28 protein-coding genes are annotated in these 20,514 nt (G+C 58.7%); 16 read left to right on the top strand and 12 right to left on the bottom strand.

Features of this window, described 5'->3' with window-relative positions:
- Window positions 1–100: 100 nt before the first annotated feature.
- Together MIN45_RS12255 and MIN45_RS12260 are read left to right on the top strand one after the other, a co-directional pair.
- Window positions 101–1,405 carry a helix-turn-helix domain-containing protein gene (locus MIN45_RS12255; RefSeq protein WP_286294212.1) on the top strand — a complete coding sequence of 435 codons (1,305 nt, stop codon included), beginning with the start codon at window positions 101–103 and terminating at the stop codon, window positions 1,403–1,405.
- Window positions 1,406–1,614: 209 nt separating this feature from the next.
- Window positions 1,615–2,445, top strand: a complete 831-nt coding sequence (locus MIN45_RS12260) for a replication initiation protein (RefSeq protein ID WP_286294222.1) — start codon at window positions 1,615–1,617, stop codon at window positions 2,443–2,445.
- Between the two features lie 98 nt (window positions 2,446–2,543).
- Here the strand turns inward: MIN45_RS12260 and MIN45_RS12265 are convergent, their stop codons facing one another.
- The 7 genes from MIN45_RS12265 to MIN45_RS12295 form a co-directional block, all read right to left on the bottom strand.
- On the bottom strand, window positions 2,544–3,179 hold the full coding sequence (locus tag MIN45_RS12265) for a ParA family protein (protein WP_286294213.1): 636 nt from the start codon (window positions 3,177–3,179) through the stop codon (window positions 2,544–2,546).
- Complete coding sequence (locus tag MIN45_RS12270; protein ID WP_286294214.1) at window positions 3,176–3,439, bottom strand: hypothetical protein; 264 nt, start codon at window positions 3,437–3,439, stop codon at window positions 3,176–3,178. Before MIN45_RS12270 ends, MIN45_RS12265 begins: the two co-directional genes overlap by 4 nt.
- Window positions 3,440–3,544: 105 nt before the next feature.
- Window positions 3,545–5,254: a patatin-like phospholipase family protein gene (locus MIN45_RS12275; protein ID WP_286294215.1), complete on the bottom strand. Its 1,710-nt coding sequence runs from the start codon at window positions 5,252–5,254 to the stop codon at window positions 3,545–3,547.
- Window positions 5,255–5,320: 66 nt separating this feature from the next.
- Window positions 5,321–6,463, bottom strand: a complete 1,143-nt coding sequence (locus MIN45_RS12280; protein ID WP_286294216.1) for an RNA-guided endonuclease InsQ/TnpB family protein — start codon at window positions 6,461–6,463, stop codon at window positions 5,321–5,323.
- On the bottom strand, window positions 6,464–6,877 hold the full coding sequence (gene tnpA, locus MIN45_RS12285) for an IS200/IS605 family transposase (RefSeq protein ID WP_286294217.1): 414 nt from the start codon (window positions 6,875–6,877) through the stop codon (window positions 6,464–6,466).
- Window positions 6,878–6,918: 41 nt separating this feature from the next.
- Entirely contained in the window at window positions 6,919–8,190 is a 1,272-nt protein-coding gene (locus MIN45_RS12290) for an IS4 family transposase (RefSeq protein ID WP_286294218.1), read from the bottom strand.
- A 390-nt stretch (window positions 8,191–8,580) separates the two neighbouring features.
- A complete protein-coding gene (locus tag MIN45_RS12295; protein WP_286294220.1) occupies window positions 8,581–9,567 on the bottom strand; it encodes a PEP-CTERM sorting domain-containing protein in 987 nt (328 codons plus the stop codon).
- A gap of 774 nt (window positions 9,568–10,341) precedes the next feature.
- Between MIN45_RS12295 and MIN45_RS12300 the strand changes: the two genes are divergently transcribed.
- The 4 genes from MIN45_RS12300 to MIN45_RS12315 all read left to right on the top strand — a co-directional run bounded on the left by MIN45_RS12300 (window position 10,342) and on the right by MIN45_RS12315 (window position 13,038).
- The gene (locus tag MIN45_RS12300) at window positions 10,342–11,013 is read left to right on the top strand and encodes a PEP-CTERM sorting domain-containing protein (protein ID WP_286294192.1); all 672 of its coding nucleotides are present in this window, start codon (window positions 10,342–10,344) and stop codon (window positions 11,011–11,013) included.
- Window positions 11,014–11,049: 36 nt separating this feature from the next.
- Entirely contained in the window at window positions 11,050–12,171 is a 1,122-nt protein-coding gene (locus tag MIN45_RS12305; protein WP_286294194.1) for a PKD domain-containing protein, read from the top strand.
- Between the two features lie 331 nt (window positions 12,172–12,502).
- Window positions 12,503–12,712, top strand: a complete 210-nt coding sequence (locus MIN45_RS12310; protein ID WP_286294195.1) for an antitoxin MazE family protein — start codon at window positions 12,503–12,505, stop codon at window positions 12,710–12,712.
- Window positions 12,709–13,038 (top strand): type II toxin-antitoxin system PemK/MazF family toxin, encoded by a 330-nt coding sequence (locus MIN45_RS12315; RefSeq protein WP_337250377.1) that lies wholly within the window; start codon window positions 12,709–12,711, stop codon window positions 13,036–13,038. Before MIN45_RS12310 ends, MIN45_RS12315 begins: the two co-directional genes overlap by 4 nt.
- Before the next feature lie 5 nt (window positions 13,039–13,043).
- Here the strand turns inward: MIN45_RS12315 and MIN45_RS12320 are convergent, their stop codons facing one another.
- Window positions 13,044–13,322, bottom strand: coding sequence for a type II toxin-antitoxin system HicB family antitoxin (locus tag MIN45_RS12320; RefSeq protein ID WP_337250378.1), 279 nt, complete (start codon window positions 13,320–13,322; stop codon window positions 13,044–13,046).
- 143 nt (window positions 13,323–13,465) lie between these two features.
- Between MIN45_RS12320 and MIN45_RS12325 the strand changes: the two genes are divergently transcribed.
- Window positions 13,466–14,038 carry a recombinase family protein gene (locus MIN45_RS12325; RefSeq protein WP_286294197.1) on the top strand — a complete coding sequence of 191 codons (573 nt, stop codon included), beginning with the start codon at window positions 13,466–13,468 and terminating at the stop codon, window positions 14,036–14,038.
- A gap of 82 nt (window positions 14,039–14,120) precedes the next feature.
- Here MIN45_RS12325 and MIN45_RS12330 read toward each other — a convergent pair whose 3' ends face one another.
- Genes MIN45_RS12330 through relB form a run of 4 tightly spaced genes read right to left on the bottom strand, consistent with a single transcriptional unit; the run spans window position 14,121 to window position 15,234 of the window.
- Complete coding sequence (locus MIN45_RS12330) at window positions 14,121–14,444, bottom strand: helix-turn-helix domain-containing protein (protein ID WP_286294199.1); 324 nt, start codon at window positions 14,442–14,444, stop codon at window positions 14,121–14,123.
- On the bottom strand, window positions 14,434–14,715 hold the full coding sequence (locus MIN45_RS12335; protein WP_286294225.1) for a BrnT family toxin: 282 nt from the start codon (window positions 14,713–14,715) through the stop codon (window positions 14,434–14,436). Before MIN45_RS12335 ends, MIN45_RS12330 begins: the two co-directional genes overlap by 11 nt.
- Before the next feature lie 47 nt (window positions 14,716–14,762).
- A complete protein-coding gene (locus MIN45_RS12340) occupies window positions 14,763–15,032 on the bottom strand; it encodes a type II toxin-antitoxin system RelE family toxin (protein ID WP_286294200.1) in 270 nt (89 codons plus the stop codon).
- Window positions 15,016–15,234: a type II toxin-antitoxin system RelB family antitoxin gene (gene relB, locus MIN45_RS12345; protein WP_286294201.1), complete on the bottom strand. Its 219-nt coding sequence runs from the start codon at window positions 15,232–15,234 to the stop codon at window positions 15,016–15,018. The genes MIN45_RS12340 and relB overlap by 17 nt, the downstream gene beginning before the upstream one ends.
- A gap of 373 nt (window positions 15,235–15,607) precedes the next feature.
- Between relB and MIN45_RS12350 the strand changes: the two genes are divergently transcribed.
- The 9 genes from MIN45_RS12350 to MIN45_RS12485 all read left to right on the top strand — a co-directional run bounded on the left by MIN45_RS12350 (window position 15,608) and on the right by MIN45_RS12485 (window position 20,394).
- Window positions 15,608–16,096, top strand: a complete 489-nt coding sequence (locus tag MIN45_RS12350) for a hypothetical protein (protein ID WP_286294203.1) — start codon at window positions 15,608–15,610, stop codon at window positions 16,094–16,096.
- A gap of 107 nt (window positions 16,097–16,203) precedes the next feature.
- Entirely contained in the window at window positions 16,204–16,608 is a 405-nt protein-coding gene (locus MIN45_RS12355; RefSeq protein WP_286294204.1) for a hypothetical protein, read from the top strand.
- Window positions 16,609–16,732: 124 nt separating this feature from the next.
- On the top strand, window positions 16,733–17,155 hold the full coding sequence (locus MIN45_RS12360) for a MobC family plasmid mobilization relaxosome protein (protein ID WP_286294205.1): 423 nt from the start codon (window positions 16,733–16,735) through the stop codon (window positions 17,153–17,155).
- A complete protein-coding gene (locus MIN45_RS12365) occupies window positions 17,145–18,662 on the top strand; it encodes a relaxase/mobilization nuclease domain-containing protein (protein WP_286294206.1) in 1,518 nt (505 codons plus the stop codon). Before MIN45_RS12360 ends, MIN45_RS12365 begins: the two co-directional genes overlap by 11 nt.
- Window positions 18,663–18,684: 22 nt before the next feature.
- Window positions 18,685–19,119: a putative toxin-antitoxin system toxin component, PIN family gene (locus tag MIN45_RS12370; protein ID WP_286294207.1), complete on the top strand. Its 435-nt coding sequence runs from the start codon at window positions 18,685–18,687 to the stop codon at window positions 19,117–19,119.
- Complete coding sequence (locus MIN45_RS12375; RefSeq protein WP_286294208.1) at window positions 19,116–19,382, top strand: toxin-antitoxin system HicB family antitoxin; 267 nt, start codon at window positions 19,116–19,118, stop codon at window positions 19,380–19,382. Before MIN45_RS12370 ends, MIN45_RS12375 begins: the two co-directional genes overlap by 4 nt.
- 103 nt (window positions 19,383–19,485) lie before the next feature.
- Window positions 19,486–19,746, top strand: coding sequence for a type II toxin-antitoxin system Phd/YefM family antitoxin (locus MIN45_RS12380; RefSeq protein WP_286294210.1), 261 nt, complete (start codon window positions 19,486–19,488; stop codon window positions 19,744–19,746).
- Window positions 19,743–20,129 carry a type II toxin-antitoxin system VapC family toxin gene (locus tag MIN45_RS12385; protein ID WP_286294211.1) on the top strand — a complete coding sequence of 129 codons (387 nt, stop codon included), beginning with the start codon at window positions 19,743–19,745 and terminating at the stop codon, window positions 20,127–20,129. Before MIN45_RS12380 ends, MIN45_RS12385 begins: the two co-directional genes overlap by 4 nt.
- Before the next feature lie 7 nt (window positions 20,130–20,136).
- Window positions 20,137–20,394, top strand: coding sequence for a CppA family protein (locus MIN45_RS12485; protein ID WP_479691246.1), 258 nt, complete (start codon window positions 20,137–20,139; stop codon window positions 20,392–20,394).
- Window positions 20,395–20,514: the final 120 nt, after the last annotated feature.

Raw genomic sequence — 20,514 nt, forward strand, 5'->3', positions numbered from 1 at the left:
TACGACATAATATTTGGTATGGCACATACCATAGTACATATCCCTGTCACACCCTCCAGGCCAGACCTAGGCCTTACCGTCATTATCGGGGGGCGACCGCATGACCCCCCAGCAATTCTCGCTTGATCTGGACCACCCGCCGGAGCATTTCGAGGCCCTCCACCGTGAGGCCCACGGCACCGTGCTCGTGTGGGAGGCTCTGCGTCCTGGAAAACGCTGGGTGAAGCTCGCTCCAAATGATCCGGCCATCCCCGAATTCCTGGCCGGCTTGAAGGGCAAACCGGACACCTATGTTTCGGTTAACGAATTCGACGGCTGGCGCCTGGTGCGCCTGCTGCGCAGCCTGCGGGCCGTATATGTCGATCTGGACGGAACGACCGATCTGGATCTGGCCCTCGATACTCTGTTGGAATCCAGGATGCCGGCTCCCTCGCTGACCGTGTTTTCCGGGCGGGGACTGCATCTCTACTGGCTGATCCAGCCGATGCCGCCGAAGACCCTGCCCGTTTGGCAGCGGATCACCGACAGTCTCAACCAGGCCCTCGCCCCTATTGGCGCCGATCCCAAAGCCCGCGACTGCACCCGGGTTTTGCGCCTGGTTGGCACCGTAAACAGCCTAAACAACGCGGTGGTGCGGGGCCTTATCATCACCGGATATCGTTGGACACTGCACGAACTGGCCAATGAAGTTCTGGGGCAACGTAAGCCGCGTAAAGCGCCTGGAAAGGCCAAGATCAGGGATATCCACGCCCAAGCCGCCAAACGCGCTCAGAGAGCCCCACAAGCGGTCTCAGGCAGCATTTACGAGCGCTGGTACAAGGTCTACCAAGATCTTCTGGCTATCGCCCGTCATCATGACGGACAAATCCCTGAAGGCTATCGCGATAGCTGGCTGTTTCTGTCCGGAGTCGCTTTGTCCTGGTTCAGCCGGGCCGAATCCCTGAGGGACGAGATCGAGAATGCGGCCCAGACCTTTACCCCCGGCCTGACCGACCGGGAGATCAAAGCCGTTGCCAAAACCATTCAGCAACGGGCCGAGGCCGCCGCCGCCGGCAAGACTATAGAATGGCAGGGGCAGGAGGTGGATCCACGGTACCGGTTCCGGCGGGCCACCTTGCACAAGTGGCTCCAGCCCTTGATTCCGGAGACGCTGTATCCAGAACTTCGGGCGATCCTACCGGACCGGATCGCCAGGGAGCGGAAGCTACTTCGGGATCAAGATCGCGCTCGTAAAGTTTATTGGCAGGATAGAGAGTCATCCTATACGGGGAAAGGGGTCAGGAAGGATAACGAGCAGAGACGCGCCATGGCTCTGCTCATGCGAGCTGGAGGGGCTTCCTATAGGCAAATTTCTGAAGAGCTAGGCGTTTCCATTCGAACTGCCTATCGCTGGTGTCATGATTGATTGGTTTAGCGTTTCCCAAATTCTCGCCTTGTATATCCCCCCAGGGGGTGTTCTCGTAGGTGGGGGCATGGATGCCACCACCTACGAGAATAGGTCTCCCCCTTGAGGGGGTTGGGGGGTGGTTGGATTAATCCTGGCCTGGATGGCCTGGGTCCGAGTAGTTGATTTAGACGATAGCGCACAAGGTACCCTTTCAACGATCCCTCCATATTCGGGTCTGGACCATCTACGACTGCGACCATCCCGGAGCGATCCTCGCCTGGGAAGAGCGGAATCTGCCCCCGCCCAGCTGGGCCGCCAAGAACCGCGAAAACGGCCACGCCCATCTGGTATGGGGTCTGAGCGCGCCGGTGCTGATGGAGGGCCTGAATGCCCGTGACACCCCGATGCGCTATCTGGCCGCCATCGAAAGCGCCTTTACGGCCACACTGGAGGCCGATCCCGGATTCGGCGGCCTTCTGACCAAGAACCCAGCCTATCCCCTCTGGCACGTGCTGAGAGGCCCCAGAATCGGCTATGAGCTTAACGAACTGGCGGAATGGGTCGATCTCGAGCGCTTCAAGCCCAAGCGGGGCTGGAAGGTGGATGAAGTGGGTGTCGGACGCAACGTCACCCTCTTCGACCGGCTGCGATACTGGGCCTACCGGAACGTCCTCGAGTACAAGAAGGAAGGCGGCCTGGACGGCTGGAATGCCTGGCTGTCAGCCTGCAATACCAGGGCGCTGACGTTCAATGGCGACTTTGCCGCCCCCCTGGACGGGCGGGAAGTGTGGTGGGTGGCCAAATCGGTCGCCAAATGGGTCTGGCAGCGGTTTTCCCTGGAAAAACGCCAGGAGCTGATCCAAAGGACGCATACGCCGGAGCAGCAGGCACGGAGAGGTCGCAAGGGAGGCAAAAAGTCCGGGGAAGTACGACGGGCCATGTCCGAGGAAAAACGGGCTTCTGCGCGGCTTATGCGGGCTCAGGGGATGTCTTACCGGGCTATTGCCAAGGAACTTGAAGTATCACTGGGCATTGTCCACAAGTGGTGTAGAGAGTGATGTTCAAGCGTTCAACGAAGCCTATATCAGGTAACAGCGCCTTGGCGTAGATAAGGGCAAGAAAATATGTGCTCGGTCTAGGTACGGCCAAGGCGGCCTCAGCCCGAGCCGGGGTGGGGGTCTGGGGAAGGGGATGATTGTGCCAGCTTGTCCCTCACTTTCCGGTACAGCGCCCGGGCGGCGTTGTTCACCCGGGTCGGTGGCGCGGTCCAGGGTCTGGTATCAGGTTCGGTGAAGCGGTCTACCGCTGCTGACTCTCCCAGACGGCAGAGGATACGTTTCCTGGGAAGCTGGGCGATGTAGTCTTCCGCCTTGGGGCGGCGGCGGTGTCCCGGGGAGAGCGGGAAGCGGTTGACGATGATCCAGGCGCCGGGAAGGCGTTCCAGGTCCCGGAGGGCCATGGGGGCGTCCTGGCCGCCGATGCCGCAGGGAATCAGGATCAGGTCACAAGCTTTGGCGAGGATCCGGTCGAGGCCTGGGCGGTTGCCGCCGCCATCAATGACGCAGAGGCCCTCGCCGCCGGTTTTGGCCCTCTCCAGGACGGCGTAGAGGCGTTTGGGATCGCGGCCGTCGAAGTAGTGGTAGGGACGGCTGTCGTGGATCTCCGGTTCCCGGTCGTCGGTGTGGACCACCAGGGCGGGTTGGCCGTGGAGGGCGGCACCGTAGGCCAGAAGGTGGGCCAGGGTGCTTTTGCCGGTGCCGCCCTTGGAACCGAAGAAGGCGACGATCTTCATGATGATGATCGGGCCTTGTCGATGAGTTCCCGGACGATCATGGAGGCGTCCCAGCGTTTGCCGGTCGCCAAGGTGCGCCTGGCCGCCTCCTTGATGAGCCACTGGTATTGGTCTTCGGGAAGTCTGAAGCTGCAGGACCGTGGCTTGTGGAGCATGGGAGGCCTGCCGGCCTTGCGGGGAATGGTCTCCTGGCGGTAGCGGCTGGTTTCCTGTTCCAGCTCGTCGAGGTCGAATCCGAGTTCGGGGGGTTGTTTAGACATATTGCAATACAATAAATTTAGTCTCTAGTAATAGACATATATAGAAAATTACAAATTAAGTCAATCAGAATGCTGGGTAAGGGATCTTAACAGGCGCAGGATGGCTCAATGCGGAGGTGTCTTCCCTTCACTAGCCCTATTTACCTTTCCAAGGCGGAGGAAGAGCCGGTCGGCGGTATTACGCCAGAGCCAGAGCCAGATGCCGACCGGCGTGAGGAGGAGCAGTCCCAGGAGGCCTAGGAAGGGGTCCAGGCATCGGAGGAATCGGAACTTCCTGAACCAGAGGTCGAGCGGTAGGAAGGAGATCGGGACCAGGAAGAGGAGTGGCGCGGGGAGCTCGAGGGAAAGATCCCAGAGCCTCCACAGGAGAGCGCCAAAGAGGAACAAACCTGCGGTGGCGCCCGCCCACTTGAGCCAGGGGTGCTCCTTGGCGAGGAGGAGGAAGGGTTTGAAGAGCCGGTGGCATCCCACCTCGAGCCGCCTCATGAGCCAGCAGCGCCTCTTCTCGAGCACCTCCCGGATTGCCAGGAAGTTCCACTCCTCCCTGGGCAAGTAGTCTTTCCACGCTTCTCCCGGGAGCCGGCTCAAGGCCAAGGTATAGCCGTGATACATGAGGGAGAAGGCCTCGGCATCGGAGAAGCTGTCGAGATCGGTCCGGAGGCAAGAGAGGGCGTAGACCATCCCTTCGGGACGGTTGACCGGGCCGGGGATTTTGGGGAGGCTTTGGGTCGATTGAACCTCCTGGCGGAGGTGGAAGAAGGAGAGTCCCTTTTGGAACTCTCGCCGGGCTCGGCAGTAGATCTCCTCCCGGATCTTGTCCATCATCACCGAGTTGGCCCGGCTCACCACCTCAAAGGCCCGCCGGCTGAGAAGGGGTTGGTCCTCCAGCTGGCCGGAACCGTCGCTGACGATGAGATAGGTACACCCCTCCCGGCAGAGGGCTCCAACACCTTGGTTGTCGAAGACCCCGCCGTCGGCAAGCTCGACTACGATCTCCTCCCCGCTTCTGTTCTGGTAAAGCCCCCGGAGGGTCAGGGGAGGAAAGATCCCCGGGACGGCGGCCGAGGCGGCCATCGCCTCGGAAAGCTTGAGCCGGCAGAGCCGCTCCCGCACTTCTCCCGGATCCTTGGGCCAGGGGGGATCCTGGCAGTCGTCCTTGCAGCTCCCGTCAAACTTGAGGCGGGGCAGGCGGACGTTGGTATCGATCTCTTCCATGCACGCCCGCTTCGGTGGCGTCTCTCCGACCCAGGCGCCGGTGAAGTGCCAGGGGTGGCCGGTATTGAGAGAAGTGGCGTTGATGATCAGGATCGGGATCTTGAATTCCCGCTCCTGGTTTTCCTGGCGGATATCGAACGCTTCGGGAAGCTCGGGAGGGAAGATGTGGATATCCCTAAGGAGGATGCCCTCCTGGCAGGTGATGGGGTAAAAGAAATGCTCGTCCAGCAGCTCGGTGATCCGATGGGTGCGGGTGTAGGATTCCAGGCCCATCCGGAAATTGGCAAAGGGGGAGTCAAAGAGCCGGAGGCGGGGGTTTTGCTGGACCGCCTCGAGGAACTCGTTGGTAAGTTCCTTGACGATGCCGACATAGGCCTCCTGGCTCGGCTCTGGAAATCTGGGATGGTTTCCTTCAAGGAGCTGTTTGAGTTTCAAGTAATAGCAGGCGCCGATGATCGAGCCGCCGGAGACGGTCGAGATCACCTCGATGCGTGAAAGCAGCCCCCTTTCGGCCAATGCCGCCAGAACGCCGAGGTGGAACAGGGCAGCCCGAAAGCCGCCGCCAGAGAGAGCGAGACCACATTTCTCCATGAAAACCATTTTTCCAGCCTCCAACCGCCAGGGCAATCAGTAAACAACCCGCGACTGAAGTCGCAGGCTTTATTCTCAATGGATAGTGTGACTACCCATCGGAACATTAGGCGTGTTTACAGCCGCCCTTGGCGGGAGGGTGCTCCCGCCAATCCGGGCAAGATTTCGAGCTGCATTGCAGTCGGCGTGCGCCCGGAAACCACACTCACACTCAAAAAGATGTTTGACCCTTCTGCCCAAGCACCCACATTCGCTGCACGTCTGGCTGGTATGGGCCGGATCGACGTAAATCACCCGGATGCCGACGTCTGCCGCTTTGTATTCGATCTGCTTTTGCAATTGCCGAAACGGCCAGCGGTGCAGTCTGGCCCGCACCCTTTTGCCGGCCTTGATCCGGTCGCGGATATGGGTCAGATCCTCCAGCACGATCACAGCCGTCTGTGTCCTTTGGGCTTCGGCGACGATGGCTTTGCTGATTTGGTGGTTGACGCAGGAATTCCGCCTTCCGGCCTTGCCAGAGACCTGCCGCAGCCTTTGGGCGGCGCTGCGGCTGCCGTTGGACTTGGCCTTCTGAAGACGGCGGATCAGGGTAAGGTGTTGGTCTTGGCGGTGACGCAATCGGCCGCCACCGAACACCTTGCCCGTACTGGTGGCAGCCAGATTGTTCTCTCCCACATCGACCCCCATCACCGGCCCAGCGGTGACAGGATCGGGGTCCTCCAACTCGACGACCAGGTTGAAATACCACTGTCCCTTGCGGCAAACCAGTTCCGCTTCCTTAGGTGTTCCCTGATCGAGCAGGCGTCGCTGATGTTCTCCCAGCCTCATCCTCACCCGAATACGGCCTTGCAGTGTGTAAAGCGAGAGCGTTTCCCCTGCAAGCGTGTAGGTGCGCTTGTCGAAGTGAACACTGGCCCGGTCGAAATGGAGTCTGGGAACAGGCCCGTCCTTCCTGATCCGTCCCCGCTTTTTCTGGGATCGGTAAGCCTGGCACACACTCCAGATGGTGTTGCAGCACATCTGCGATCCCAGGGGTGTTTGCCGCCGGAGCAGATCGTAGGTCAGGTTGTGCAACGCCACCCGGTTCCAGACCCGATGTCCGCAGACATAAGGCACCAGCAGGTTACAGGCCTTGCTGAAAGCCGCTTGCAGGTCGGCAAGCCGTTTGCCTTGATCGGGCGTAATCTCCAGTTTGATCGAGGCGGTTCTAAGGGACATTCAGCGCCTCCGGGTGACATGCTCCGAGCGTTCAATATAACGCTGAATCGTCTCGGCACTCATGTTGCCCGCCGTACCCACATAGTACGACGGCGACCACAGGTGGCCACCCCAAAGACGTTTTTTAAGCTGGGGAAACCGCTGGAACAGGCGTCTGGCTGTCACCCCCTTGAGAATCTTGATCGCATCGGTCACGGCAATGGCTGGGGGAATCGTCAGAAACAGGTGGATATGGTCCGGTTGAATTTCCCTGGAAATCACCGGCCATCCCCGTTCACGGCAAAGTTCTTCAAGGAGTTCGTTCAAGGTTGTCGCAACTTCTCCCACCAAAACATCACGACGATATTTTGGGCACCAAATCACATGGTAAGCGGTTTGGTAAACACAGTTCCTATTGGTTACAACATCCACCATATTACCACCCTATTACCCACATCTCCTGCAACTCATAGAAATCAATGTCTTATCCGTTTTTTCTGCGGGAACTTGATCTCGGCCGTCTGGATGGCAGTCACGGCCTCCACGTAGGCGCTCAGTTTGGTCATGCCCTGCCACAAGGCTTTGGGGCCGGGCGGGGGATCGTTCTTGCGTCCCAGCCAGCCGCCAAAGCCAGCTACGAGACGGACGATCGTGCCCAAATCCGGCGGCTTCGAGGGTGGTGGGGTGCGATGGTGGATGGCCCAGGCGGTCTGCCATTCTTCGACAGAAAACACCACTTCACAACACCACTCGGGATGTTCCCGCCCGAGCGTCATCAGCATCAGGATGCGCCAGGCGACGATCAGATACAGCACCAGGGCCCGTTCCAGGCGTTCCCGGGTGCGAAGTTGCAAGGCTTCGATGCGGCAGCCGCTTTTGAGAATACGGAAGTAGACTTCGATCCACCAGCGTTTGCGGTACCATTCGATGCGCGCTCTGGCCTGTTCCAGGGTGGTGATTGGCTCATTGGTGATCAGACACCATTCGACCGCTTCCCGTCCTTCGGGGGGCGCCTCTTCCCAGGCCAGGATGACGGTGACTTTTGGACCTGGGCCGTTTCGGGTTTTCAGTTCGAGCCGGGCGACTCGGAGCGTCTGTGTGACCTGCCGGGCCGGGCGGTTGCCGCTGGCCGGAAGGTCGAAGGCGATCGTCCCCAGCACCGGCTGGGCTTCGACCGCGGCCCGCAGTTTGCCATCCAGGGGGTCGTTGAGCTTGCGGTCGTGTCGTACCCGGATCAGGTAATCGGCGGCAAAGCCCAGTTGTTCGGCCCGGTCGATCAGGGCCCGAAGGTCGCCTTCCCGGTCGGCGACATACACCAGCCGGGTCTCAGGCGCCAGGGCGGCCAGCTCGGCCACCCGCTCATAGCCTTCCACCCAACGCAGGCTCTCGGCCAGGTCCGGCTCCCCCTTGGGAAGACGCGCCCAGTGCCAGCAGTCGGTCACCCCCAGGGCCACCCCCGCCTCACTGATCACCAACGTCGGATGCAGGTACAACCCCTGGCGTTTCTCATAGTTCAACCGTCCCAACCCAGCCATTGACGGCCGCCCGGAATAATCCAGCTCGGTGGTATCCTGCAGGCACAGCACCCGCGACTGCTGCCGGATCCGTTCCAGGGTGGGCACGCTGTGGGCCCGCAACACCTCCCGAAAATCCAGCCTGGGATTGTCCAGCAACCGGTAGGCTGCCTTGGTCTCCGCCCAACCGCCCCCGCAAACGCTGGGAATGCTCGCCATCGGGTCGCTTGCCATCGCTTCTATCACCTGACACAGCCGCCGGTTCAGGCGGGCATCGCCCAGCGCCAGGTAAAAAATTCTTGTTCAGCCCAGCTCATGTCAACGCTTATCCAGAAAAATCAACATCTTACTACAGGGGTGGGAGATGTGGGTAATAGGGTGACCATATTACACATGGTGGCAAACACGGCTTGCAAAAGCAAGTCGTTCGCAATTCCTCCCGCGACTAAAGTCGCGGGTTTCCTTGCGAGGTTTCTATGAATCCTATTGCCACCCCAAAAGTTGAGTGGGGAAGCAGTTGCCACCTTATAGCGACACTATCACACTATCTAGGAAAGATGCTGCACGCCCTTTACTTCCTCTATAACTAATTAAGGGCGTGCAGCGTGGATTGTCGGATAGGAATTAGCTGCGGTTCCAGTGCATGAACCTGAAGCCTAGGAGTCCGGCGCAGATCAGGGTTAAGGTGGCGGGCTCAGGGACGTGGACATCTAGCGAATCCACATTCACTGAAAGGCCAGGATCGCCATAAAGGCCACCAATCCCGGATGCGCTGATCCAGTAGATGTTGTCCCCTGTTGGATCGAAAGCGCCAGGGGCAACGGAGAAAAAGATCGCATCACTGGTAAATTTATCTGTCCCTGCATCAAATGAAGTTAGATCACCTATAATGTCGTAAACAACTAAGGCATCGATATTGAAAGTAGCATCATCACAGCCAAGAATATTACAAATAAAATTATCATCCACATAGGGGTTGTTTACTCCCAGAAACCAGTTGAAAACATCCCCAGGATCACTCAGGCCCTTTTCGGTGGTGAAATAGACGTTTTTTGGGTCGTCCTCCCAGTTGAATGGGGCCCCAGGAAATGGCCCTGATCCTGGAAAGTTATAATTAGGATGGTTATGATGCTCGTGGCCATCGATATCCTCGGAAGGATTAGCCGTGCCGAACAGGGTGATTTCGTTGTCATGTGCAAATTGGATATTGGCAGGATTGGGAGTCGCAGGTTCATGGCCGTCTAGGGTCAAGGTTCTCCCCCCACCGTTGGGCACTGGTTCGTCTCCACTTACATTCCATTCAAACAGGTTACTATCGTTATCGATAGAGAAATCCATCCTCAGCGTGCCACGGATCATCCTATCCAAAGTGACGTTGTGATTCCAGGGTAAATCTCTGTGGTGGGAGGACAGTCCATCGATCTCATCATTCTGCTGGAGTCCGGTGATAACAAAGTCATTGGCTACCGTTCCTGACTCATCGGAGAACTGGATCTGGCCTTGGCCAGGATCCGGATCTATGGAAAAGTCCTCTGTACCGTCTTGTGGTATAGCAATAGCGCTGCCGCACATGGCCACCAATACGCCTGTTACGATTAGTCTTGCCTTCATTTTGCTACTCCCCTTGAATGTGATGTAAGAGTGAGATGCGAAGCCCTTCAATCCCCTCCTCCTTCAGGGATGGATGGCCGACCTACTACCGCCACGTAGTTGCAGCAGTCAATTACATTTTGGTCCTGTACAGAAACGGACCTCACTCGTATCTTTAAGCAAGATTCCCGCCATAACAAATCAACTTACTGTTTATCGGGGATTATCCGGCCTCTCGGGTAGAGACGCACTTCAGTTTGTAAAAAATTCTGACACCTCTGTGCGCAAAGGAAGAGATATGAGACGACTGCACGGCGCCCACGCCTATATCCAGGCCAATCCTCCGTGTTCGGATCTCTGGAACATCTGCGACTGCAACTATTACGACCCTTCCGAAAGCTGATCTCGGATTCGGCGGCCTCGAGCCAAACACTGGCGCTCAATGGCGACTTTGCCGCCCTCCTGGACGGGAGAGAAGTGTGGTGGGTGGCCGAATCGGTCACCAGATGGGTCTGGCAACGTCTTTCCAGTGCATTGGGATGGATTTAGTAATACTAAATTTCAGAATTTTAATATTTAAAATTTTTTGAGCATTGTAAGTACTCGCCCGCAGATATGTCAGAATTTTTTACAAATTGAAATGCCCGTCCACCCGAGAGGCAGAAAAAATATTTAGTAAACATCAGGTTAACTTTTCATGGCGTTAATCTTGCGTTAAGCGATGGGGGGCCGTTTCTGTCCCGAATAGATCTCAGCGATACAACTGACTGCCCTAACTACCTAGGAGGACGTCCCATGAAAAAGACCTTGACCGCCATTTGCCTGTCTCTGTCGATGGCGGCACCGGCCTTTGCGCTACCGCTTCAGAACGGGGACTTTGAGACGGGGGATTTCACCGGATGGAGCGGGGATCTCGTCTCCACCGGTGTTGTCGATCCGGACACCGACAGCCACTTTTCGATTGTTCTCAATGCAGGTCCCAGCAACAGCAACGTGGCCCAGGTTCAGAACGATGATATCGACTGGATTGCCACCCTGTTTCAGGACTTCACCCTGGATAGCCTTCCGGGTGCCGGCTGGACCATGGACATCACCTTCTGGATCCAGTGGAATCCCACAGACAGCACCCAGGACACTCTGAGTGCCGAGCTTTCGGATACGGGCTTAACGGATACGGTAGACCTTCTGAGTGGCGTTTCCGATACCGACCTTCTGAACGGCACTTGGGTGACCCAGGACATTACCGGCTTCGCCCAAACCTGGGGTGGGCAGGACGTGGAGCTTGCCTTTACGCTGAATGATTTCGATTTTTCCACCCCGGATACCTTGCTGATCGATGAAATTTCCTTCAGACAGCATGGCCCCACTCCCTCGGTTCCGGAGCCTGCCACCCTGCTGCTCCTTGGAGGCGGGATGCTGGGATTTGGGATGAAGAGGTTCAGAAGAAACCTTCAGGGGCAGAGTTAAGACGTTTGGGGTATAAAGATTCGGAGGAGGTGAAAAATGAAACGCTATTTTTCGATGTATGCTGTCCTGTTGGTGTTTTTCGCTAACTGGGCTTTTGCAGATAAACCTACAGTACATGTAAATTTACATAGAACCATCCATCCGCCTGTTATAGAGTCAGATTTGGGTCAGTATGGGCCGGTATCGCAAATAGGAGAAGATGCAGCCAGAACGCAATTTTTAAATGATGCGGAGTCCTTTGTTAATTCAAATATTCCTGATTTGTCGAGTGTCCTGACGGAAGTCTGGGGTGAAGGATACGAATATGATGTGCTATCTTCTGACGTACAAGTTGACGATCCCGCCGATTCCTATACCGAACAGAATGCAGATTGCGGGAAGCTGATGGAGACCACACCTAGTGTTGTTCGAACATCTGTTTCTCGAGTTGTAGAAGAATTGGAAGATTATATTGGAGTATATGATCTTACTGTGAAAGAAACTTATGATTTTGACTTGACAGGATGTCAGTTTGACTCTCAAGAAAACGAACCACCCATAATTGATTCCTTTAGCGCAGACCCGACCTCTGGCTATGCCCCCCTAACTGTGGATTTCGTCTGTACTGCCCACGACCCGGATGGAAATATCACAGAATACTGCTTCGATTTTGACGGAGACGGCACCTTTGACTCCTGTGGCGAGAGCAACACGGCCATATATACCTACAATTCCCCGGGAACTTACTGGCCCCTCTGCATGGTGACGGACAATAATGGCGCCGCGGTTTTATCAGATCCGGTTACGGTCACCGTTAACGAAGTCATCCCCGTCTGGGTCGACATCACCGACCAGCTCAATGTCACCCACTCCTCCCGGCAGCTCTACGACCGGATTCGCCGGGTCTTCTTCATCTTGATCACGGTGACCAATCCTGGAGATGCCATTTACGGACCGGTTCGGCTGGTGCTCACCAACCCGAGCATTCCGGTGAAGGCAGGCGTTGGAGTAGGACTCGACCCTGACGGCTACACGGAGGCCGGCGATCCCTACTTCATCATCGTGCCGGAGGGAGGGATTCTCGAAGCTGGCCAGACACTGAGGAATCTGCGCATCAACTTCGAGCTGCAACGCAAGCGCCTCACCTACGGGGTGCGGGTGGAGCAGCTGGCTGACTAAGTCCTGAAAATACTGCGGGCCATGTCGCCATGGCCCGCAGCGTCTGGCTTTAACTTTAAGCTGCAGAACCCCGGCGTAGGGGGCATATCCGGACAGGACAGAGTCCGTCTCCGAGAAATGAACCCTGATGCCTCCAATCCGGCCGTTTTTGGGAGATCCCCGCCCACGCTCCCCCGGAACGCGCTTTCACAGGCCTTCGGTTTCTGAAAACTGTTTATTGAAACCAGTCTCCGATTAGGGCGGCGTTCAGACGGGTTTTGAGAATCGTGGTTGGCCTTGGGCCAGGTTTTGCGCTATCTTGTTTCATGTAACGTAACATGAATCCATGGTCATGAGCGAAGCGACGGAACGGGTGCGCAGGCACCGTCGGAAATTGCGGGAAGCGGGGCTCCGGCCCATTCAGCTGTGGGTGCCGGATACGCGCAATCCCAAGTTTCGGGAGGAATGCCGCCGGCAGTCCCGGCGGTTGCGAGACGATCCGGACGAAAATGAGATGCTGGCGTGGATTGAGCAAGCCGCCGATCTGGACGATTGGGAGTGACCGTGCGGCGGGGGGATGTGGTGGTCGTGGCCATTCCCGGCAGCTACAGCAAGCCCAGGCCGGCGGTGGTGGTGCAGTCCGATCTGTTCGACGAGCATCCGTCGGTGACGATCCTGCCGATCACCAGCCATTACCGGGATGCGCCGATATTCCGGTTGGGCGTGTTCCTAGACGACAGGAACGGCCTGGAGAAGCCGAGTCAGATCATGGTGGACAAGATTTTGACGGTTCCCAGAGAGAAGGTGGGCCGGGTGATCGGGCGTCTCGATGACCGGACCATGGTCGAGATCAATCGAGCATTGGCGGTCTTCCTGGGGATGGACTGATAGCGTCACTCGGCCCGGGAAACCTTCTCCTCCAAGGCCTCCCGGACAGACTTCACATTTGAACTCCCCGAGAAGCTCCCGCGCGGCTCGATGCCCTTTTCCCGGCACATCTCCAGGAAGACCTTGAGAGATACTTCCCCCTCGCAGCGCAGTCCCTCCACATCCCTGGCGTAGAAGTCGGCCCCGCCGTTGAGGTCGACGAACTCGCCCCGGAACATGCCGAGTTCCGGATCGTAACTGATGACGGCCTGATAGCCGTCAATTTCCATGACATTTCGCTGCATCAAAAGACCTCCATCCTGCCACCGAACCACGCGACCGCCCATCGGAGCGCGGGCGTCGTTCACGGTTTGATTTCGTTACGTTTCACCCGTTTCATGGTTAAATAGCTCCGATTTTTGATACCACGCGAACGGAAAAAGCGCCCATGCTGATCGGCTACGCCCGCGTCTCCACCCAAGACCAGAACCCCGCCCTACAGACCGACGCCCTCAAAGCCGCCGGCTGCGGGCGCATCTTCATCGAGAAGGCCTCCGGCGCCCAGCGGGACCGCCCCCAGCTGCAGGCCGCGCTCGACTACCTGCGCGAAGGCGACGTCCTGGTGGTATGGAAACTCGACCGCCTGGCCCGCTCCCTCAAGCAACTGATCGAAACCGTGGAAGAACTGGAAAAGCGCGGCATCGGCTTTCGATCGCTCACCGAAAACATCGACACCACCACACCCGGCGGGCGCCTGGTGTTCCACATCTTCGGCGCCCTGGCCGAGTTCGAACGATCGATCATTCGCGAACGGACCCGCGCAGGCCTGGAAGCCGCCCGGGCCCGGGGCCGGAAAGGCGGCAGGCCGCCGGCGTTGACGGACAAAGACCTCCAGAAGGCCAAGGCGCTGTTGGCCGATGCCGGGATCACCGTGGAAGAAGTCGCCCGCACCCTCGGGGTGGCGCCCTCGACCCTGTACCGATATCTGCCGGGGGGACGGGGCGCCCTGCCCGATTCCTGAGACGGCGCCGAATCGCGCGATTGATTTCGTTACGAAATCAGAGCCAAAGACAAGATCTAGCGATAGACCTCGCCGTAGGGAATCAGGGTTGCAGTGCTGACAATGCCGCTTCTGGCGCTTTGTCTAGCACTTTCAACAGCGCTTTTGCTGCTCCGGTGGGACAGCGTTTGCCCTGCTCCCAATTGCGGATCGTATCGATTGACACGTTAATTCTTCTTGAGAACTCTGCTTGACTCAAACCGAGGCGTTTGCGCACACGGCGCACGAAAAGCGCCGCATCTTGCATCGCTTCGGCTTCATCCTCGGCAATTTGCGCGGCAATCTCTTCCTCGGTCGTCGCATCGACCCGTTCCCGATCGATTCGTCCCAATGAAGAAAATTCGGGACTTTCCGGATCAATGGTCATGTATACGGTTTTCATAGCGTCTAACCTCCCGCTGGTTGGCCTTTCTGGCTGAGATGATGCGAATCGCTTCTCCTCTTGGCGTATAGACAACAACGAACAAACGTCCATCGATCTTGCCTATCAACTGGTAACGCGCTTCTCCGTAATCGAAGCGGTTATCCGTCTGAATCAACCGGTTCGGATCGAAAAACGCTTTCGCTGCATAGGCGAAGTCAAACCCACGTCTGGCGAAGCACGACTGGCTCTTCGCTTCATCCCATTCGAATTTCATTTCTGCGTTGTAGTTCAACAAACCACAAAATCCCATGCATCTTGGCGTTAGCCATAGACCTCTCGTCGGTGCCCGATCCGCACCACGAGCACGAGAACCTTGTCCTCTTCAATGCTGGCGACGATCCGCCAGTCGCCCACGCGATACCGCCAAAAAGTCCCCAACCGCGAACCGTGCAACGGCTTTCCGATGCTGCGTGGGTCATCCAGGTTGGCAAGGCGCTGCTCCAGGAACTCCCGGATTCTGCGGGCAACTTGCGGATCGAGATTCTCGACGTCCTTCCTGGCCGCGCGGGCGTATTCAATCCGCCCCGCCATGCCAGAACGCTTCGCCGTCGATTACCTCGTCTTTTCCCGCCCGAATGTCGATGAGCCGCTGCTCGGCCAGATAAAGGTCCTCCAGATCATCCAAGTACTCCAGCAGCGCTTCGCGGACGTAGAAGCTCTTTGTGCGCTTGGTCGCTTTGGCCAACGCCTCCAGGCGTGCCTCGATCTCTTTCGGAAGACGGACTGCAATCATATATGTCTCCAACAATGCAATACAATGATAACAAGTATAACACTTGTCGAGGTCGAGGCTGATCCATGCGGCATGCGGCGCGGTCGTAAGGCGGCCCGGCCGTGCAGGGTGAAATTCGGTCCCTGTCCCGGTACCGGGCGCTGGAGCGCAGCGAGGGCGTGGACCGGCCTGAGGCGGATCGTCCCGCCTGAAACGGTGCCGTAAGAATCCGTAGTGGCGCCGCAAGAATCGTAGTAAGGATTTCGTAACGGAATCTAAAAGGCAAGAGCGGCGCCATTCGATCCGCCCCTGCCCTCATCCGGGTTCGTGCCATTCCGGAACTCGCCGCCGTGTTATGATTGATTTCGTAACGAAATGAAAGAGGGTCAAGATTATGGCAAGTCGAGGACGAGGCGGCGCCCGCCCCGGCGCAGGCAGAAAACCCCGCTGGGGCATGCCGACGGTGGTGATGCGGGTGCCGGAGACACTGCGGGACGAGGTACGCAGATTCATCGACCGGCGCATGGCCGGTTTCACCCCGGCCCCGCATTCCGGAAACGACAGTGTTCCCAGAGAGAAGTACGAGCGGACTCTGACACACGCCCACCGCCTGGAAGTCGAGCTGTCGCAGGCCCGCCAGCGCATCGCGGCGCTGGAAAGGCAGCTGGAACGCGAGCGCACTACCCGCCCGCTCTGGTCCGAGAGCGGTGGGCGTTGCCAGGCCCGCACCAAGCAGGGCACCCGCTGCAGCGGCCAGGCGGCCGGCATCGTCACCATCGAGTACGACGGATTTCGTTACGAAATCCACGTCTGCACCCGCCACCTGGATCGCCATCGCAGCAGGAGAGCGGTCGTGCCGGCGTGGGAATGCCTGCCTGAATAGCGCCCGGAGCGGTTGCCGGATAAACGCGGAAAAGTGCAGGTTTTTCAGCCGCCACCTGCACGACTTTGGTCATAGCATTTAGGGAAACTGATTTCAGGAGGCATGTGATGTCAACGAAGAACTCCACCAAAAAAACCGGAGTCGCTTCCAGATTCGTTCGTTTGCGTGGCCAGCGACGGCGCTTCTCGGTCAGCATCTCTGGCGAGCTGATAGATCAGCTGGAGACCCTGAAAAGCCGCGCTGAAAAGGCAGGCGCCGAAATCGACGTAAGTGGTGTTATCGAAGAGTCTCTGCGGGAACTGGTCCAGGAAGCGGCCGCCTTCCTGGACCGGCTTGATCGCGAGCACGCACAGGAAACGGACGAAAATGTGCGCACGACAGGTGACGACAACGGCGCCGGCCAGGGCGCTTCCGCATCTTCCCGAACGGCATCTGGTGGTGACGGCGAAAGCGCGCAGGCGGACACCTCCGGAGGCGGATACGGTGCCGGCTTCCGGGACGACGCCCTCTGACCGTCCCCCGCTACCGCATTGATAGCCAGCCTACTCGGCCATCGAAACCTGCCGGTTTCTCTGGCCGAAGGCTGGCCAGGGGCGCTGCGCCCCCTGGACCCCAGCTTTTTGGTTTCCAAAAGATATGGCACGACCCCGCAAAAACAAGGAACCGCTAACGAGATCGGTACGGGTGCGCTTCACCGAATCCGACCTGCGCTGCCTGGTGGAGGCCGCCGAATCCGCTGGTCTGTCGGTCTCCGACTTCGTGCGGATGCGGGTCCTTGCCCCCGAGCTGGGTGACGTGGAACAGATCGAGGCTCGCCTGACGAAACGACGGCGACCCCAGCAGGCGCCACCGAGACGGCGGCGGCATCCCAAAGCCGACCCCGAGCTGATCCGCCAGCTGGCCAAGATCGGCAACAACTTCAACCAGATTGCCCGCTGGGCCAACACCTACAAACGCTCCGCCGAGGCCGTGGAGATCATCGCCGGCCTGCTAGCCATCGAGGCGGCGATGCGTGCGCTGTTGGCCAAGGTATCCGGAGGCGACCGCGATGCACATTAAGTTCATCCCCCGGGGCACGGGATCGGCCAAGGCCGCCGCCGACTACCTTCTCCAGGGCCGAGACCACAGCGGTGAGAAGCGCGCCGGCGTCGAAGTGCTGCGAGGCGATCCCCAACTGGTGGCCGACGTCGCCGACAGCCTCGATTTCGTCCACCGCTACACCAGTGGCGTCATCGCCTGGGCGCCGGAAGACGCGCCCAGCGACGGGCAGATCGACGAAGTACTGCGGGCGTTCGAACAGGTCGCCTTCGCAGGCCTCGACCCCGACCGCTACGCCTGGACCGCCGTCCTCCACCGGGAACACGGCGGCGGCTGCCATGTGCATCTCTTGGTGGCCCGGGTGGATTTGGAAACCGGTAAAAGTTTGAACATCGCCCCGCCCGGATGGCGCCACACCTACGACCCCCTGCGCGATTACTTCAACGCCAAATACGGCTGGGCCCGACCCGACGATCCGGCCCGTTCCCGGCCGGTCCAACCGGCCGACCACCGGGCCTATCTCGATGCCGCCGCGATCCGCCGGGCCCTGAAATCCGGCGGCGACGACATCGAAGACCTGAGCGAGCGGGAGCTTTTGACCCGGTTCCTGGTGCAGCGCATCGAAGCCGGCGCTATTCGCAATCGCAGCGACGTGGTGGCAGCCATCCGGTCCGAGCTGGGCCTGGAAGTGTCCCGTATGGGCAAAAACTACCTTACCGTCATCATCGACCCGGACGCCCCGGCCGCAAAGGGGCGTCTCCGCCTAAAGGGAGGCATCTATGAAGAATCCTTCGACACCGACCAATTCCTCGAAACTCGCCGACAAGCTCAGGGCCAAGGTTCAAGAGGACCAGGCCCTCATCGACGACCTGATCCGGCAGCAGCAAAACGCTATCGAAAACGCCTTGAGGCAATCGTCCAACGACGTGCAGCGTTCCATCGAGGAAAATATGGCGGATCTGAACCGGAGAATCCGCCGGGCGCTGACGCTGCGCTGGATGCCGGCGCTGATCGTGGGCCTGAGCCTCTTTATCGGTATCTCAGCCGGAGCTTGGGGCCTGACGCGATACCTGGCAAACCAGATCGGGCAGCTGCTCACCGAAAGAGACGCGCTCGGGGCGGCGGTCCAGGCCCTGGAGCAGCAAAGCCACGGGTTGAAGATGGGCAGAGGACCGGATGGTCGACTGTACCTGATCCTGCCACCGGGTTCCGAGAGTGGTTTGCAATGTGGTGGCAACGAATGCGTGCGCTTGCCGCCATCCAGCAGATGATGGAGACACCCAATGACGGAATTGGAAACCGAATTATTGAAAGCCTTAAACAGGCTATCGAAGGAATACACCGAACAGTTGCAACGGCAGAGTCAACAAATCGAAGCCTTGAGCAAGCGAATCGGCGAATTGGAACGCTTATTGGTGCAGCTGGCGCACTTGTTGAGCAAGTCGAATCCCGGCTAAACCGGTCCAGCCGCCAGGTGTATTCCCGGAGACCAGAGAACGACGAAGGGCCGGGTTTCGGATTGAAGTGATATCGTATAAGATTTCTCAAATATGATTCGAGCAGTCCTGGACACCAACGTCATCTATGCCGGTCTCCGGTCATACACCGGGGCCTCTAGGCGTTGGCTGGAATCCGTGTTCTCCGGTCAGGTGACAATGCCGGTCTCAGTACCCCTGTTTCTGGAATACGAGGATGTCCTGTTGCGTCAGAGCCGCCGCCTGACGCCGAACCCCCAGGACATCGACGATTTCCTGGGCATGCTGGCCGCCTTCGTGGAGCCGGTGGAGATCTCCTATCTGTGGCGGCCCCAGCTGCGCGATCCCAAGGACGACATGGTGCTGGAAGCGGCGGTCAACGGTCGGGCCGATATGCTGGTTACGCACAACATTCGGGATTTCAGAGCTGCCGGGAAATTTTCATTCGAGATCGTCACCCCGGCGGATGGTTTGAATAGGTTACGAAATCATTTGAGAGGTTCATCATGAAGAAAAGCAACTTCGCCCTGCGGATGATGCCCTCCCTGATGCGGGAGCTGAAAGCGGTCGCCAAGGAGGAGGGCGTGTCGATCAACCAGCTCGTCAACCTGGCGGTGGCCGAAAAGCTGGCGGTTCTCAAGAGCGCCAGGGCTTTCTTTGCCGAACGCGCACATGGCCGGGACAAGGATTCCGAAGCGGCGCTGGCGATCCTGGGCCGGTTTGGCGAGGACATCGATGAAGCGCAAGCCCTGGCCGAACTCAAAGAGCGCTGAGATCCGGTTTTTCCCCATGCTGCCGGCCAGCGATAAAAAACCGCTTACCCCGCCGTAAACAAAAGACTAGACTTAGCTCTCAATGCAAAACCGGGACCGTTCCATGCAGCAAGTCAACATCCACTACGCCAAGACCCATCTTTCCAGACTGCTCGAGGCCGTCGAGCGGGGCGAGGAAGTCATCATCGCCAGAAGCGGCAAACCGGTCGCCCGACTCTGTCCGCCCCGCAAATGGCATAACCCCCGCCGCCCCGGCGGCCTGAAGGGCAAGATCCGGGTCGAGAAGGACTTCGACCAGACGCCCGAGGAAGTGATCGACGCCTATTACGAGAGCGAACTGTTCCCATCGGGGGAGGAAAAGTGAGGCTGCTGCTCGACACCCACGCCCTGATCTGGTGGCTGACGGATGATCCCGCCCTGCCCCAGGCCGCCCGGGACGTCATCACCTCACCCGATAACGATGTCTACGTCAGCCACGTCAGCGCCTGGGAAATCGCGGTCAAGCGGCAACTGGGGAAGATCGAATTCCCCCTGGAGGCCTTCGAGGACATCCTGGCCACCAACCAGTTCGAGCCCCTGCCGATCCGCCTCGAGCACATCCTCGCCCTCGGCAACCTCCCCATGCACCACCGCGATCCCTTCGACCGCCTGCTGGTGGCCCAGGCCGGCAAAGACAGGCTGACCCTGGTCAGCGGCGACCGGCAGATGGCCGCTTACAGGGTACGCCTGCTGTGGAACGAGATGTGAGGGAACCATGGATCGGCCGGAACCGGAACTGACCAACGACCGGGCCAAACGGGAGTGGCTCTGGCTGTGCCGGAAGGTGGGAGAAAAGCGGGCCAGGGCGGCGATTGCCAGAATACCGGGCAAAAGACGCGCTTATCCGCTAAATATCGCTCGGGTTTTAGGCATAGAATTGCCGCCACCGGAGGAGCTTCCCCGGCTGCCGGAGAAGTGGAGGCCTCCCGGCGAAAAGGGCGACAGATGTTCGCGGAACTGCGTAAACTGTTGAGGTGAGCCAGGAAAAAATAAGGCCCCGAAGGCTGTCAGCTTGGCGGCGCACCTTCGGGGCTTTTAACACAGACCCCACAGGAATCCCGATCTTGGGATCAAGGAGGCCTCTTGCATATTA

Source organism: Methylomarinovum tepidoasis (assembly GCF_030294985.1).
GTDB lineage: Bacteria > Pseudomonadota > Gammaproteobacteria > Methylococcales > Methylothermaceae > Methylohalobius > Methylohalobius tepidoasis.